15 protein-coding genes and 1 pseudogene are annotated in these 15,290 nt (G+C 66.6%); 7 read left to right on the forward strand and 9 right to left on the reverse strand.

The window, feature by feature from the left end; translation table 11 throughout:
- Positions 1-126 precede the first annotated feature (126 nt).
- From OG407_RS20530 to OG407_RS20540, 3 genes are all read right to left on the reverse strand, one after another.
- Complete coding sequence (locus OG407_RS20530) at positions 127-1,161, reverse strand: DUF262 domain-containing protein (protein ID WP_405860007.1); 1,035 nt, start codon at positions 1,159-1,161, stop codon at positions 127-129.
- A gap of 439 nt (positions 1,162-1,600) precedes the next feature.
- The gene (gene cyaB, locus OG407_RS20535; RefSeq protein ID WP_405860009.1) at positions 1,601-2,155 is read right to left on the reverse strand and encodes a class IV adenylate cyclase; all 555 of its coding nucleotides are present in this window, start codon (positions 2,153-2,155) and stop codon (positions 1,601-1,603) included.
- 22 nt (positions 2,156-2,177) lie between these two features.
- Positions 2,178-3,029 (reverse strand): helix-turn-helix domain-containing protein, encoded by an 852-nt coding sequence (locus OG407_RS20540; RefSeq protein ID WP_405860011.1) that lies wholly within the window; start codon positions 3,027-3,029, stop codon positions 2,178-2,180.
- 105 nt (positions 3,030-3,134) lie between these two features.
- On the opposite strand from OG407_RS20540, the gene OG407_RS20545 reads away from it, so the two are divergent.
- From OG407_RS20545 to OG407_RS20560, 4 genes are all read left to right on the forward strand, one after another.
- Entirely contained in the window at positions 3,135-3,683 is a 549-nt protein-coding gene (locus tag OG407_RS20545; protein WP_405860013.1) for a hypothetical protein, read from the forward strand.
- A gap of 147 nt (positions 3,684-3,830) precedes the next feature.
- Complete coding sequence (locus OG407_RS20550) at positions 3,831-4,388, forward strand: DUF6879 family protein (RefSeq protein WP_405860015.1); 558 nt, start codon at positions 3,831-3,833, stop codon at positions 4,386-4,388.
- Entirely contained in the window at positions 4,385-4,987 is a 603-nt protein-coding gene (locus OG407_RS20555; RefSeq protein ID WP_405860017.1) for a DUF5753 domain-containing protein, read from the forward strand. The genes OG407_RS20550 and OG407_RS20555 overlap by 4 nt, the downstream gene beginning before the upstream one ends.
- A 177-nt stretch (positions 4,988-5,164) precedes the next feature.
- Positions 5,165-6,013 (forward strand): hypothetical protein, encoded by an 849-nt coding sequence (locus OG407_RS20560; protein ID WP_405860019.1) that lies wholly within the window; start codon positions 5,165-5,167, stop codon positions 6,011-6,013.
- Positions 6,014-6,123: 110 nt separating this feature from the next.
- On the opposite strand, the gene OG407_RS20565 is transcribed toward OG407_RS20560, so the two are convergent.
- From OG407_RS20565 to OG407_RS20575, 3 genes are read right to left on the reverse strand one after another with little or no spacing between them, the layout of a single operon-like run.
- Positions 6,124-6,477 (reverse strand): hypothetical protein, encoded by a 354-nt coding sequence (locus tag OG407_RS20565; RefSeq protein ID WP_405860021.1) that lies wholly within the window; start codon positions 6,475-6,477, stop codon positions 6,124-6,126.
- Entirely contained in the window at positions 6,474-7,811 is a 1,338-nt protein-coding gene (locus OG407_RS20570; RefSeq protein WP_405860023.1) for a hypothetical protein, read from the reverse strand. Before OG407_RS20570 ends, OG407_RS20565 begins: the two co-directional genes overlap by 4 nt.
- Before the next feature lie 4 nt (positions 7,812-7,815).
- Entirely contained in the window at positions 7,816-8,277 is a 462-nt protein-coding gene (locus OG407_RS20575; protein WP_405860025.1) for a hypothetical protein, read from the reverse strand.
- Positions 8,278-8,645: 368 nt separating this feature from the next.
- Between OG407_RS20575 and OG407_RS20580 the strand changes: the two are divergent.
- Together OG407_RS20580 and OG407_RS20585 are read left to right on the forward strand one after the other, a co-directional pair.
- Positions 8,646-9,572: pseudogene (locus OG407_RS20580) on the forward strand (hydrolase); the annotation flags it as partial.
- Positions 9,573-9,697: 125 nt separating this feature from the next.
- Positions 9,698-10,009: a hypothetical protein gene (locus tag OG407_RS20585; protein ID WP_405860027.1), complete on the forward strand. Its 312-nt coding sequence runs from the start codon at positions 9,698-9,700 to the stop codon at positions 10,007-10,009.
- Positions 10,010-10,275: 266 nt separating this feature from the next.
- Here OG407_RS20585 and OG407_RS20590 read toward each other — a convergent pair whose 3' ends face one another.
- From OG407_RS20590 to OG407_RS20600, 3 genes are all read right to left on the reverse strand, one after another.
- Positions 10,276-10,704: a hypothetical protein gene (locus tag OG407_RS20590; RefSeq protein WP_405860028.1), complete on the reverse strand. Its 429-nt coding sequence runs from the start codon at positions 10,702-10,704 to the stop codon at positions 10,276-10,278.
- An 85-nt stretch (positions 10,705-10,789) separates the two neighbouring features.
- Complete coding sequence (locus tag OG407_RS20595; RefSeq protein ID WP_405860030.1) at positions 10,790-12,325, reverse strand: MFS transporter; 1,536 nt, start codon at positions 12,323-12,325, stop codon at positions 10,790-10,792.
- A gap of 100 nt (positions 12,326-12,425) precedes the next feature.
- On the reverse strand, positions 12,426-13,805 hold the full coding sequence (locus OG407_RS20600) for a DUF445 domain-containing protein (RefSeq protein ID WP_405860032.1): 1,380 nt from the start codon (positions 13,803-13,805) through the stop codon (positions 12,426-12,428).
- Positions 13,806-13,909: 104 nt separating this feature from the next.
- Between OG407_RS20600 and OG407_RS20605 the strand changes: the two genes are divergently transcribed.
- Entirely contained in the window at positions 13,910-15,271 is a 1,362-nt protein-coding gene (locus OG407_RS20605; protein WP_405860034.1) for an SGNH/GDSL hydrolase family protein, read from the forward strand.
- Positions 15,272-15,290 lie beyond the last annotated feature (19 nt).

Here is a 15,290-nt window from a genome sequence, read left to right on the forward strand (position 1 = left end):
CACGCGCAACCCGATGCGCTCCAATGCCGAATTCATTTCGATCGCCACGAGCAGGCACAGAGAAAGACGTGAGAATCTCTTCGCATTCGACCCTGAAGGCGACATATGGGACCGAAAGGCTCAGCACTAACGCTCCATGCTGTCTGCGACTATGGCCTCGCAAAATACCTTGAAGCGCTCGCGACGGCTGGCAATCCTTTGAGTTGACGACTTCGATGCCGCATAGAACCTCTCATAATTCCTGGGCGGCTCCTCACTCTTGAGAACTTCATTCAGGAAAGTCAGGTTGGCCGTGAATCGATCGATAGCCCCATTCAAGCCATCACCCCGGCCAGGCATACCTTCACCAATATCACCTGCAGGCAGGCCATACTTCACATGTGCCAATGCCGCGAAGATCATCAGAGCCTGCGGCCGCTTAACGATCGGCTCGTTAGCGAAGCTTGGCACCACACGATCAAACATGATTGAAAGGATCTGGTCGACGCGTTCTTCGACCAGATCCTGTTCGGGGAAGTTGCTCTTCTTTCGCTCATAAAGGCGATTGATCTTGTCTTCGCCACCGTCCGTCACGCCTTGAAGGAGGATTCCATACATCTCCGCCATAAGCGAATAACCGATCATCCGGACCTGATCCCGCTTGCCCAAGATTCCCAGATCCCAAAGATCAGTCCATTTACGAGACCTTTCCTGCACCGACCAACTGAACTCTGTATCAAACTTGGCATTTCTAAGCTCAGCACCATTTACCGGGACGGCATAGCTGTTAATTCGAGCGAATACCTCAAGTACATCACTATCGGAGGCGTTGATCAATTGTTCGGCGGTGATCTTGTACGCCAAGAATTTATCTTGAACCTCACCTGGGAGGCTAGCGTAGTCTGCTCCACGAAAGATTTTCGATCGGATCCCGAGCTTAAACTTTCCGGCAGCGAAATCTATAATTGTTCGCAGGCGTTGTTGCCCGTCTACTACTTCACGGAAAATTCGGTGCGAAGTCCGGTCAATGTGTGTGCGCATTAGCACTTTAGGGATCGGATAGCCGTGCAAGATGGTATCAATTAGGTAGGTGCGCGCAGTTGTTGTCCATACAGGCCCTCGTTGGAAGCTCGGATTTAGGACGAGCTCCTTCTCATTGTTCCACTTGATGAAATCTGCCACAGGATAGTGCTCAGGGCTAGACTGGTCCATTAAATTCCTCGCTACTCATTGTAGATCTGGGGGTTGATCATATATCTACTGAGGGTGTCTGTCTGGAACTTGGTGGTGTCGCGTACCGAGGTCCAGATCGAATCCATGGCCTCACTGGCCGACAGCACGCCAAGCCGCGCGCTGCATCTATTCCGTTTCGTCCATGGATCCTCGGTCGAACGCGCCGACACCCAAGCGGTATCAGAGGCCTCGGCCAACACAGTCTCCGAGCCAGCAAAGAGAACTATGCATCAGCATCCCCAAGACGCTCGAACGTAAGCCGACCGCGGCCGTACGTCAACGGCGCTGGACCTTGCGGTCAAGCTCAGTTGCTAGCCCTCGAAGTTCTCCCCGCTCCAAAGCGGCAAGCAGACCCCAACCGCAGCCGCCCTGACCGGCGTTCCTCGTGTCAGCGACGTCGTGTCGCCACCGCTCCTGTGTAGGTCTCCCGCGTCAGCTCCTTGAGTTCGATGCCCAACTCGACGAGGACGGCGCGAATATCGTCCAGAGCCACCGTCACGTCACCCTCGTCGACGAGCGCCTCGACCTCAAGGAACGTCCCGTCGATCTCGGGCACGCGCACAAGCGTGGCAAGCATCCGCCGGCCGAACGCCTCGAACTCGTAGTTCCGGCAGTGTTTCTCGAACTCGATGACCTCGACATGGCCGAGGCCGCGCAGAATGGCATGGGCCGCATCTGCATCCTCGATGGAGGTCTCATACTCGGGCTTGGACCCTGAGCCCTCATCGACTGCGGCCTCCTTGAACGTGAGTACCGTGCGCGTAGTCTCCGCGCCCCGCACCGTTCGGACACGCAACTCCTGGTCCGCCTTCTCCAACGAGCCATCAGGACGGTCGTAGTACGTGTCCCGGTACACCTCAACGCGAGCCGTGGCGCGCTCATCGAGCTGCCGTGTGACCGTGTCGGGTGAGAGAACCCGTGCCTTCAACTCCGCTTCGATCACGAACCGTTCCTCTCTTTCCTGGTCACACCGTGCGCTCAGCACCATCAATGACCGCCTCGAACATCCTGCGGAAGCCGCGGAACAGGGGACCGTGCGGCGTCTCCATGACCTTGTACGTCGCCGACTCATGGCCTTCCCACCCCGCGTCGAAGGCACCGACGAACAGCGTGGAGTCTGTACGAATCAGCCGCCAGGTGGGCAGCATGCGGTACCGCCACACGCTGATGTCGCAGGAGTCGGCCAGTTCCCGCAACCGCGCTTCGGCCAGTCGTACACCTCCGGCGAGGGACTCTGCGGACTCCCCGATCTCGGCCGCGCGCTGAGCCAGAGCGTCACTGTCCGGATCAAGGAGCGCGACCCGTACCTGCAAGCCCTTCCCGCCCTGCTCGCGGGGCAAGAGAGCTCGCAGCAGGCTGTCGTTCAGCCCGATCAGGCCGAGGCCGCGGACAGCCAGCACGTCCAACTCCTGCGCCTCGCGAGCCTGTTGTTGAATCTCCTCGGCCGCCGAATGCTGCGCGGCGTACACGCGCACGACTTCGGGGAAAGCTGCGAGGTCGAACGCGGCACCGCCAGAACGCTTTTCCCTGCTCGCGGCCAGGCCGAGGAGGTGGCGTGCGTCATCAGGCATCTGCAGGCCGTCCGCGATGCGCTCGTAGACATCCAGCCGGGACACTTCGCGGCGACCGTTGATGATCTCGTTGACGCGGGCTTGCGTCATCCCCGCGGCCGCAGCAATACGGGACTGACTGGCACCCGCGTACTGCTGCACGTGCCGAAACACTGCGCCCATGTTCCGCGCGCGCAGAGCTTGTCTGACCTCGGCACGCTCCCATGCCCAGTCCGGCAGTTCGATCGGCACGAGCGGCGTGGTCATGGCTGCTCAACCCCCGTTATCCACAGGCGAGATAGGAATCCATCCCACGGTGAGATTACCGGGCGGGTATCGAATCACCACCGTCCGTCACTGGATGGTGACTTCATGAACACTCCCACTCTGGACTGGATGCCCGCAGGCTGCTCGATGTCACTGCTCCCCGTAGGCAAGTGGTGGGATGCCGTGCGGGTCCCGCGCACCATCGCGTTGGAAGCGCTCGGACGGCTGCGCGGAGGCACCGGGGCCGTCATCGACGATTCATGGATCAGCGTCTACTACTGGCTCGTGCCTGCCGGGGGCGCCTCCGCTTGGGAGATGCCCGGGGCGTCGAGGATCACTGTGCTCAGCGACACCGCTCACCTGGTCGTACCCGGACCGCAGTCCACCGCCGGACCTCGCTGGCATGTCCCGCCCACCCTCACCCGCCTGCTGACAGATCCCGAAAAGCTGCACGACGCCCTGACGCGCGCGGCCGCCGTCGTCACCGAGCAGACGTCTTACGAGGCGTACCAGGCGCTCGTGGCCCACTACACCTCGTGCCCCGGCTGTGCACATGGCGGCGAACAGTGCCACGAGGACTGCACACACGCCACCGAACCCTGCGCCCTGGGACGACAACTACGGCAGGCTTGGGTGGGAGTTCGATGGTCCTGATCTGCTGCCGCTGCCAACTCGATGTCCAGCCCACCGATCCGTACGACAGCCACGTCCACGACAGGGCCACTGGGGCTCCGTATGTGACATACAGCCACAGCGATGCGTGTCCCGATAGGTACCCGATCCCGATGGAGGAGGCTGTTCGTGTTCTTGGCCGGTGAGGGCTGGCGGAGGGCATTCGACTCCATGCAACAGGAGGCATGGAGTCTGGAGACTCTGCCCGTCTACCGCGTACAACAGGAGGAAGAGGCGATCCGGCGGTTCTTGGCCGGGGAGCCAGTCACGCGCGGTGCGACTCAGCCTTGGTTCGACCGGGTAGAGGCATACGCGGCCGGCGGTCGCCGGGTCGGGCGGGTGCACATCGTGACCCAGCCCCTCACGGACTATCTCCGCTTCGAGTTCGAGTACTACCGCCACACCGTCGAAGCCGGGGAAGCCGTTCGCATCCTTGATGTGACCAGACGTCCCAACCCCCTCGCAGGAGTACAGGACTTCTGGATGTTCGACCGTTCCCAGATCGTGCTCATGCACTACGAGCGCGACGGAACTCAGATAAGCCGGGAGATGTACGAAGGCGCCCCTGAACCATTCCAGGAGTACCAGCGGATCGCCCTTGTCGAGTCGGTGCCCTTTGAGGAGTACGTGACGTCCTTGACGGCTAAGCATCGGCGTCCGGGGCCATCGAGAGGAGAGCTCCAGTGACCAGTTCGACCCCATGGCAACAACGCCTGTCCACCGGCACGGAAGACATCCAGGACGAGGTGATCGGCTGGTATCAGCTGACTCGGCATGGCAAGGCGTACGTCCCCAACATGGTCTGGCGCACGCTCCAGACCGAGGCGTACGCGACCGTGATCCTGCGCCGTGTCGTCGACTTTCTCGGAGTTCCGGATGATGTTCCGGCGGGAGTGGCCAAGCGCATGGAGCGGCAGCAGGTTCTGTACGACGGTGAGCATCGCTATGACGTGATCCTTGGCGAACAGGCCCTGTACACAAACGTAGGGGGAGGTCTGGTCATGCGCGAGCAACTGGAGCGTCTCCTCCGCCAGTTCGACCTCCCCTCGCTCGGCCTTGGAATCCTCCCTGCCACCGCCGAGTTCGGCATCGTCCCCATGCCCGGGTTCAACATGGGTGAGGATCGCGCCCACTACGAACTGGTCTCCTGCGGTGTGGACATCACCGACGCCGGTGAACTGACCCTTCACCACAGGGCGTTCGATGCCCTCAGCAGTGCGGCGAGCTACGGTGACCAGGCAAAGAAGCTGATCGACAAGGCCCTTGCCTTCTGGAGCAACGCCTGATCGTCAGCGGCTCCGGTGAGAGGGGCCGCTACCAACTCCCAAGCCCCACGCGTCCGTTACGCACTTATTGCACAAGAGATCTTCACCATTTCCGACCTGAGTTCATATGATGCGGAGATCAACAGGCCCGGCCAAGGGAAGACTTGGGCGGGCCTCTCAGGTTCCTGTGGGGGTTTCATGCGTATACGCGTTGCGGCTGCCGTTGTCTCCGGTGCCGTCGTTCTGTCCGCGCTCGCTCTTCCGGTGGCCGCCCAGGCGGCGGAGCGTCCGGGTGCGGCGGCGGGGCTAACTTCCTTCGCCTCGAAGGCCGTTCAGCCGAGAGACTCCTCGGGCAACACCAAGTTCTCGCACGCCGTGATCAACGGCGGCAAGGACATCACCCTCGGTACCACCGGCACGAAGTCCGTCGCCGTCACGTACACCGCCACGGACGCGAGCGGTGTCGCCCTCACCGAGGCGTTCCTGTGGCAGGGAACCGACAGTTCGACCACGGACGGCATCACCGGTGGGCTGGGGACGGACGACGACCCCAACTGCACGGAGACGGCGACCCAGGGCACGTACACCTGCAAGGCCGTCTTCAACATCCACCCCGCCACCGACATGAAGGACAACGGCGTGGCCGGGACCTGGAAGCTGTTCCTGGGGGCCTGGGACCTGTACGCGAACGCCAGTTACAACGACGACGTCGCCACCGCCTCGATCAAGAAGGCCTCCACGCTGACCGCCAACGCCACGCCCGAGCCGGTCAAGAAGGGCAAGACCATCACGGTCACGGGCAAGCTGGCGCGCGCGAACTGGTCGACGGGCAAGTACGCGGGCTATGTGTCCCAGCCCGTGAAGCTGCAGTTCCGGAAGAAGAGCAGCAGCACCTACACCACCCTCAAGACGGTCAAGACCAACAGCACCGGCGTCCTGAAGACCACCACCAAGGCCACGGTCGACGGTTACTACCGCTACGTCTTCGCCGGCACCGCCACCACCGCCGCGGCGACAGCGCCCGGCGACTTCGTCGACGTACGGTAAGCGGCGGTTCGGCAGCACCACGACACATCAGCACCACACGTCAGTACTCCGGTGCCGGGCCGCCTCCATCACGGCGCCCGGCACCCCCTCTCTTTTTCCGAACCCACCGGTCAGAGTTCCGGAGCCAGCAACGTAAGCCGAAGCACCGCCGCGACCGCCAGCCCCGCCGGAATCGCGTACCACCACCTGCGAACCCATCCCGCCTTGACGAACACCCGACTCAGCCCCGCTGCAACCGCCGTGAGCGCCAGGGCAGTGCCCGCCGCGAAGTTCGAGTGGGCGACCGTCTCGCTGTCCCAGGGGCCCGCGGGGTCCGCCGCGTAGGCCAGGAGCGTCAGGTAGGCCGTCACCAGGTGGCCCAGGGTGAGGACGAGGGCGCAGAGCGCGGACGCGACGCGGGTGCGCGGGGGGCGGGGCGCCCGTACGTCCGCGTGAGAGGTCGGGGGGCGGACAGGGCTGGTCACTTCAGGGCCTCCTTGGCGTCGTCCAGCTTGCGGTCGAAGCCGCGACCGTAAGCCTGGGCGGCGGGGTCCTCATAGTAGGGACCGCCGTTGTAGCGAGCGGCCAGCTCCTGCAGCTGGGCTCGGGTCATCCGGTCCGGCGGGACATCCGCGAAGCCGCTCTCCGCCTTTAGCTGGGCCAGGTACTCCGACGAGATGAAGATGTTCTTGGCCGGGTCCTTGATCGAGTCCACCACGACGTCCCGTTGCATGTCGGTGAGGTGGTTCGGGTCGTAGCCGAGCACCTCGGCGGCACGGCGGACCTGGATGGACAGGGGGCCCATCGAGGTGCGGTCGGGGTCCTCGCTGAAGGGGAGGATTTTGCGGCCCTCGTAGGCCAGGTCGTCGAGGACGCCCGGATCGCCCTCGACCTCCTGCCAGGCGATGCCGGCGACCATCTCGGGCGGCAGGCCCGCGTCCTGGGCGGCGGCCTTGATGACGGCGCTGTTGGCCGAGATGTACTGGCGGCGGCTCTCGTCGGAGTTCGACGGCAGCCAGTAGTTGTTGCCCTCGGCGCCCGGCAGGCCGTCTATGCGGGTCTGGATGCGGGACAGTGTCTCGTTGACCACGACGTTCCCGCCCATGGTGGGGATCGAGTCCACCTTCGGCCCGGCGCCCGGGAGTTGGGCGTACGGGTTGTCGCTCGCCTGGCGGGCCTCGGCCTGCAACGGGCCGAGGTTCTTGAGGAACTGGCCCGGGTCCGCGATGGGGCTCTGGAAGTCGGGAAGGGAACGGTTGGCGGCCTTGATGTCCGCGACGCACGTCTCGCGCGCCTCGGACTCCACGCGCAGGGCATCGCCGTAGTGGCCGCTGGTCTGGTTGTAGTAGCGCTCGGCGTCCTCGCGGATCGCGTCGACGTCGACCGTCAGTTCCGCGAACCAGTCCATGACGCCCGTGGTGGCCCGGAGGTCCTCCCACTGCCTCATGGGCTCGGCGGCCCGGGCGGTCGGGGTGACGGCGGTGGCCTCCCGGGACATCACCTCGGACAGTTTGCCTTCGCTGGCTTTGCCGCTCTTGTAGTGGCTCCTGGCCGTGGTGACCGCGTCTGCATACGCCGTAAGGGCGTTCCCCACTCTGCGGAAGGCTTCCGACAGGGCGTCGGTGAGATCCTTGGCCTCGCTCAGCCGCTTCGCGTACAGCTCGCGGGCGTCGCTCCGCCAATCCACCTTCACCGCCTTGCGGAAGGCGTCGTCGGTGGAGTCGACCAGCTTGTGCAAACGCGTGAACTCGGCGGCGCTGCGGCCGATGAGCGCCGGGTTCGCGTCCTCCAGGAACTCGACGTCCTCGCGGTGGGCCACGGGATCACCGGTTCCCTGGTTCGGTGTAACGGCCCGACACCAGAACGGAGTTCAACTGCCCGCGTACGTCACCGTCGTACTGCGTGTACGCGTTGTTCGCGGACTTCAGCTTGCCCGACAGCGCCGCCAACAGGACGACCGCGTCCGTGTACTGGTCTTGGGCGAACCGCGCGAACGCCTCGACGTTCGAGGCCACGTCCGGGTGGGACCGGGGCACCCGGGCCATCGTGGCGTTCTCCCCGTCCATGCGTCCCTCGTACAGGACTCCCGCGATCTCGATGAGCAGATGCGAACTCCCGTCGATCGAGCCCGCGTTGACGGAGAACCCGTCCCCGCCACCGTCGACCGGACCAGTGGACGAGCCACCCGGGTCGGCCGGCAACTGGTTCAACTGCATCCGCGCCGACGGCTGTTGCCGCGCCAGCGCGTCCGCTTTGAGCTGGGCCCACTCCTCGTCCCACGACACGATTCCCGTCCCCCGTTCAGCCGCGACATCGCGCGAGCACACACACCCCGCCCGCCCAAGTCTGCCACGAACAGGTCAAGGACGATCAAGAGTTGACCAAAGGAAGTCAGCGAAAGGCGGCCGAGTAAGAGATCTACGTGAACCGCCGAGGCCCCCTCCCGACACGCCCGCCCCTCTGTGTACCGTCCTCCCGTGTGTCGATCGGTGATCACTCAACTACCGTTCTACGCGCGAAGATTCACCGCAGTCAGTGACATCCGCAGCACCCGTAATACCCGCCGCGCCCGCACCCCCTGTTCATTCCACCCCCACTGATGGAATCCCCCCACTCCACGGAGGTTCACCGGATGCTCAACCTTGGCAAGTCCATGACATGCACGTTCACGTCACGTCGCAGGTTCACCACCGCCCTCACCGTCCTCGGCATGCTCGCCACCGGCGCTGCCGTACAAGCCGCCACCGTCACCCCCGCGCACGCGGCCACCACGCACCGCGTCCTGTTCGACGACGGGCACGCCGAAGAGGCGGGCAACGCCGACTGGATCATCTCCACCAGCAAGCCCGACCCGCTGTCCCAGGACTCCTCCCCCTCCTCCGACAAGGACTGGACCGGGGCGCTGTCCTCGTGGGGCATCGCGCTGCAGAAGACCGGCGACTACAGCCTCAAGACCGCGACCAGCGCGCTCACTTACGGGGGTTCGTCGGCCACCGACCTGTCGAACTTCGACACGCTCGTGCTGCCCGAGCCGAACATCAAGTTCACGACCGCCGAGAAGACCGCCATCATGAACTTCGTGAAGGCCGGCGGCGGGCTGTTCATGATCTCGGACCACACCGGGTCCGACCGCAACAACGACGGCTACGACGCGGTCCAGATCCTCAACGACCTGATGACGAACAACAGCGTCGACTCGACCGACCCGTTCGGCCTCTCCATCGACTCGCTGAACATCAGCTCCGGGTACCCGGCCGCCATCAGCGACAGCAGCAACCCGGTGCTGCACGGCTCCTTCGGCACCGTCACCAAGAGCCTCATCGCCAACGGCACCACGGCCACGATCAAGCCGGCCGACAACTCCGCCGCCAAGGGCCTGCTCTACCGCTCCGGTTACTCCGGCAACACCGGCGCGTTCTTCGCCACCAGCACCTTCGGCAGCGGCAAGGTCGCGTTCTGGGGCGACAGTTCACCGATCGACGACGGCACCGGCCAGTCCGGCAACACGCTGTACGACGGCTGGAACGACACCGGCGCCACCAACGCCGCCCTCGCCCTCAACGCCACCGCGTGGCTCTCCTCGTGAGCCGTGAGCCGTAGACCTGAGGTGTAAGCCGTAGGCCATCGAGGCTGACGCGGGGCCCCGCGTTAGCCTCGGTGACGATATCCGGTCAGCTCAGTTCCATCAGTTCCAGGAGGCACGTCATGACCAAGGTCCCCAGCGTTCCCAGCGCGGTGGTCGCCGCGAGCGGACTCGTCGGCGGGTACGGCGTGGCCCGCTGGACCAGGAAGCGGCAACTCGGCGGGGTCGTACTGGCCGTGGCCGGAGCAACTGCCGCACAGCAGTGGAGGCAACAGGCCGGCGGCAAGGCGGCCGGGGCACTCACGGTCGCCTACGTCGCCGCGTTCGCCGGTTCCCACCCACTGGCCAAGAGGGTCGGCGCCTGGCCCGCCGTCTTCGGGGTCGCCGGCGCCGTAGCCCTCGCCTCCTGGGCGGTAGCCGACCGCCACGCGTGACGACCGTCGCCCGCGTACGGCGCCAAGGCGACGTGTCGGGGGGTGTCCGCCCGCAGCGGTCGGCGCGTCAACACGGTCAAGTCGGTGAGCAACGGTTCCCGCGCCGATCCGAGGACGGATACCCCCCGGCGCGGCGCCGCCCCCCAACACACAGCAGGCGAACCACAACGCACCCGCACCAGGACGCAAAGCCGCACCCCCAACCACCCAGGGGCGCGGGGAACTGCGCGACCAGCCCCCCACAACCCGCACCCGACAACGGCTCCTCACGATCGGTGCGCGGCGGCGCACACCAGGCCGTCCGCCGAATCCTCCCCGCCGCGCGGCCGGAAACAGCGTCCCACCGTCGCCGCGATCAACGCCCCCGCCGCGATCACCAACGTCGCGAACGCCCAAGCCAGCGGCTGTTCCGACTCGAACGACACGTACATCAGCACGGCCGGACCCACCGCCACCAGCAGCAACGGCCAGGCCAGATCGTCCCGGTGACCGAAGTAGCCCGCCAGACACACCAGGATCACCGCGAGCACCACCCCGCCACCACCGGACACCTCGCCCGCCACCGACACCGGCACCGATCCCGACGGAACACAGACGACATACGCCGCCGTCGCGCCCCCCGCACCGAGCATCCGGATCAGCCAGCGTTCCGGCCAGGGGCGCGTCCGCAGGGGGCTCAGCAGCTTCTCGGTCATACGTACGAGGGTTCCTCCACCGCCGGGCCCGCGACAGAGTACGAGTACTCAGATGCCGGCCGAGGATTCCGTCACGACGTTTCCCTCACGGCGTCGAGGGCGTCGTAGCGACAGGCCCGTCCACCGCAGTCAACGGCGTAGCCACATCCTCCAGCGACCGCCCCTCCGCCCGCACCGCCAGCACCGCCGCCACCACCCCCGCCGCACACATCAACCCCGCCCCGATCTGGAACGCGAGCACCGTGTCCCCGACCTTCCCCGTCCCCGTCAGATCCGCGAACAGCAGCGGCCCGCTGATCCCACCCGCCGCCGTACCCAGCGCGTAGAAGAAGGCGATCGACATCGCCCGGGTCTCCATCGGGAAGATCTCCGACACCGTCAGATACGCGCTGGACGCGCCCGCCGACGCGAAGAACAGGACCGCGCACCAGCACGCCGTCATCGTGGTCGCGCTCAGCGAACCCCGGTCGAACAACCACGCCGTGCCGAACAACAACAGCCCCGAGAGCAGGTACGTCGACGAGATCATCACCCGGCGCCCGACCGTGTCGAACAGCCTGCCCAGCAGCAGCGGGCCCAGGAAGTTGCCGACCGCGATGACCGCGAAGTAGTAACCGGTGTTGCCCGTAGGCACGTTGAAGAACTTCGTCAGGATCGCGCCGAAGCCGAAGGTGATCGCGTTGTAGAGGAACGCCTGGCCGATGAAGAGCGAGAAACCGAGCGTCGCCCGCTTCGGGTAGTCGCGGAAGATCGTGCGGGCGATCTCCCCGAACGAGACGCTCTTGCGCTGATGGATGGTGATCTCGCCCTCGGCGGGCGGCAGTTCGTGCCCCTGCTCCGCCTCGATCCGACGCTCGATCGACGTCACCACCTCGTCCGCCTCCCGGTCCCGCCCGTGGATCAGCAGCCAGCGCGGGCTCTCCGGCACATGACGTCGTACGAGAAGAATGACCAGCGCGAGCACGGCGCCCAGCGCGAAGGTCAGCCGCCAGCCGACGTCCGCCGCGAAGACGCTCGTGTTGAGCGCGACGATCGACAACAACGAACCACCCACCGCGCCCACCCAGAAGCTGCCGTTGATGATCAGATCCACGCGGCCCCGACAGTACGCCGGGATCAACTCGTCGATCGCGGAGTTGATCGCCGCGTACTCACCGCCGATCCCGAAGCCGGTGAGGAAGCGGAACGTGAAGAACCACCAGGTGGAGAAGGAGGCCGCGGTCAGAGCGGTCGCCGCCAAATACACCACCAGCGTGATCATGAAGAGCTTCTTACGACCGTAGAGGTCGGTGAGCCGGCCCCAGAACAGGGCACCCACGCACGCACCCGCCACATACAGCGCCGCCGCGATACCGGTGACCTGCCCGGAGCTGATCGGCAGCCCGCTGCCGGGCTCGGAGAGGCGGCCCGCGATGTTGCCGACGACCGTGACCTCCAGGCCGTCGAGGATCCATACGGTGCCGAGGCCGATGACGATCGTCCAGTGCCAGCGGGACCACGGGAGGCGGTCGAGCCGGGCGGGGATGGACGAGGTGATCGTCCGGCCACCGCCCCCGGCCGGGATCTCGGCACTCGCGCTCTCACTCGCACTCTCACTCGCACCGGCACTCGCACTGGCCATGGGGTTCCTCCTCGTCGAGCGAACCCCCTCCGGGTGCCCCCGGGAATCAGCCCCTACACGCGCCCCTGCACCCGCGCCTGCACCGCGCCCGCCCCCGCCCCTACACCCCCACCAGCCGCGTCACCGTATAGATCAACAAGCCCACCAACGACCCCACCACCGTGCCGTTGATCCGGATGAACTGCAGGTCACGCCCGATGTTCGCCTCGATCTTCCGGGTCGTGTGCTCCGCGTCCCAGCCCGCCACCGTGTCCGTGATGAGCGAGGTGATCTCCTTGCGGTACGTCGTCACGACGTACACCGCCGCGCCCTCGACCCAGCCGTCGACCTTCGCCTGCAGCTTCGGTTCCACGGCCATCCGCGCGCCCAGCGACAACAGCGAGGCCCGCACCCGCAGCCGCAGCTCACTGCGCTCGTCCTCGGCGGCCGACACGATCATCGAGCGTACGGACGTCCACGCGCTGGCGATCAGGTCCTGGACCTCGCCGCGGCCGAGGACCTCGCCCTTGAGGCGCTCCACGCGCGCGCGGGTCTCCGTGTCGGACTGGAGGTCGGCCGCGAAGTCGCCGAGAAAGCGGTCCAGGGCGCCGCGGGCCGGGTGGGAGGGCATGTCGCGCATCTCGGTGACGAAGCGGAGCAGCTCCTTGTAGACGCGCTCGCCGATGCGCTTGTCGACGAATCTCGGGGTCCAGCCGGGGGCGCCGCCCTCGACCGCGTCCATGACCTGCTCGTCGTGCAGGACGAGCCAGTCGTGCGCGCGGGCCACGATCAGGTCCACGACCCGCTTGTGACCGCCGTCGGCGACGATCTTCTCCAGCATCTTCCCTATGCCCGGAGCGATCTCCTGGGCGTCGGCCCGGCGCGTGATCGCCTCGCCGACGATCGCCTGGACGTCGGAGTCCCGCAGGACGGTGAGCGCGCCCCGGAGCGCCGCCGACAGCTCCGCCGTCACGCGGTCCGCGTGGTCCGGGTCCGCCAGCCAGGCGCCGAGGCGGCTGCCGATGCCGACCGCGCGCAGGCGTTGCCGTACGACCTCCTCGGAGAGGAAGTTCTCGCCGACGAACTCGCCCAGGGAGACGCCCAGTTGGTCCTTCTTGGTGGGGATGATCGCGGTGTGCGGGATGGGCAGGCCGAGCGGGTGGCGGAAGAGGGCGGTGACCGCGAACCAGTCGGCCATCGCGCCGACCATGCCCGCCTCGGCCGCCGCGGCGACATAGCCCGTCCAGGGGCCCGCGCCCGCGTGCGACGCCCATTTCGCGAGCACGTAGACGACGGCCACGAAGAGCAACAGGGCGAGCGCCGTCAGTTTCATCCGGCGGACGCCGCGCTGTCGCTCCTGGTCGGCCGCGCTGAACGTGGTCATCGTGCGGCGGGACCCGTCGCTCTCGGTCGCCGCCCCCAACCCCGTCTCTGTCCGTTCCATCCGCTCCACCCGTTCCACCCGCTCCGACCGCCCCGCCCGTTCGCCGGTACCGTACATATTGTCCCTTCCTGATCGACTCCCGGAACGGAACAGGAGTTCCCACAGTCACCCGATCGGGCAAAATGGCAGAGCCCTGCCACTCACCCGAGGAGGCCCACCGCGTGACCAAGCCTCGTGACGGGGGTGTGGGGGTGTCCCCCACAAAGCAGCGTGCCCTACTGTCCGCGATCATCACCTTGATCGCGGTCCTTTCCGTCTGCATATACGTCGGGGCCGCCGCAGGCGACGGAAGCCGGGGCGACGACGGGAAGAACTCCCCGGGCTCCCGCTCCGGCGGCAACTCCGCCGCCCCCGCCTCGGCCGGTACCTGGGTGGGCGCCTGGGCCGCCGCCCCGGTGAGCGGCGAGACCGGCACGGAGCGGACCGGCACGGCGCGCCGCTCGGTGCGCAACATCGTCCACACCAGCACGGGCGGCGCGAGCGCCCGGATCACCCTCTCCAACCTCTACGGCCGGGCCCCGCTCAGCATCACGCACGCCTCGATCGCCGTCGCCGCGGCCCGCAACAGCTCCGCCGCGGCCCAGGGCACCATGCGGCGGCTGACCTTCGGCGGCGCGACCTCGGTGACGATCCCGGCCGGGCAGCAGACCCTCAGCGACGCCGTGCGCCTCCAAGTCCCGGCGGGCGCCGACCTGTTGGTCACCACCTACTCCCCCATCGCGTCGGGACCGGTCACCTACCACCCGTACGCGCGGCAGATCTCCTATCTCGCCGAGGGCGACCACGCCGAGGACGCGACCGGCACGCCGTACCGCGAACGCACCGCGATCTGGCGCTACTTGACCGCGGTGGACGTGCTGAGCGACCGGGCGAAGGGCACGGTCGTCGCGTTCGGCGACTCGATCACCGACGGGTCGACCTCGACGGAGGGCGCCAACCGCCGCTGGCCGGACGCCTTTTCGGAGCGGCTGCGCGCGGCCCTGGCCGCCGGGCGGGACGTGCCGCGCTACAGCGTGGTCAACGAGGGCATCAGCGGCAATCAGATACTCACGAGCCTCGCCGGCCGGCCCGCCGAGAACCAGAGCGGCCTCGTCCGCTTCGGCCGTGACGTGCTGGGCCGTCCGAACGTCAAGGTCGTCGTCATCGACCTCGGTGTCAACGACGTCCTGCACGGCGCCCGCGCAGACCGGGTCCTCGCCGGCCTGCGCACCCTGGTCCGCCAGGCCCACGCCCGCGGCGTCAAGGTCATCGGCGCGACCCTGATGCCCTTCGGCAACTACTTCCGGTACACGGCGGCCCGGGAGGCCGTACGCCAGGAGGTGAACGCGGCGATCAGGAGCGGCACGGTGTACGACGCCGTCGTCGACTTCGACAAGGCGCTGCGCGACCCGTACGCCCCGCGCCGGTTCGCCGCCGAGTACGACTCGGGCGACCATCTCCACCCCAGCGACCGGGGCTACCGGAAGATGGCCGCCACGATCGACCTGGCGGACCTCAAGGGCGCGGTCCCGGCCCAGCTGTAGCCCGGTCCCCTCGTAAAAA

This window comes from Streptomyces sp. NBC_01515 (assembly GCF_045040345.1).
GTDB lineage: Bacteria > Actinomycetota > Actinomycetes > Streptomycetales > Streptomycetaceae > Streptomyces.

Coding starts and splice junctions, on each gene's coding strand:
- OG407_RS20540 (WP_405860011.1), bottom strand. CDS start 3,029: ATGACCACGCCGCTCGTGCCGATCGAACTGCCGGACTGGGCATGGGAG.
- OG407_RS20545 (WP_405860013.1), top strand. CDS start 3,135: ATGAACACTCCCACTCTGGACTGGATGCCCGCAGGCTGCTCGATGTCA.
- OG407_RS20560 (WP_405860019.1), top strand. CDS start 5,165: ATGCGTATACGCGTTGCGGCTGCCGTTGTCTCCGGTGCCGTCGTTCTG.
- OG407_RS20585 (WP_405860027.1), top strand. CDS start 9,698: ATGACCAAGGTCCCCAGCGTTCCCAGCGCGGTGGTCGCCGCGAGCGGA.
- OG407_RS20590 (WP_405860028.1), bottom strand. CDS start 10,704: ATGACCGAGAAGCTGCTGAGCCCCCTGCGGACGCGCCCCTGGCCGGAA.
- OG407_RS20595 (WP_405860030.1), bottom strand. CDS start 12,325: ATGGCCAGTGCGAGTGCCGGTGCGAGTGAGAGTGCGAGTGAGAGCGCG.
- OG407_RS20600 (WP_405860032.1), bottom strand. CDS start 13,805: ATGTACGGTACCGGCGAACGGGCGGGGCGGTCGGAGCGGGTGGAACGG.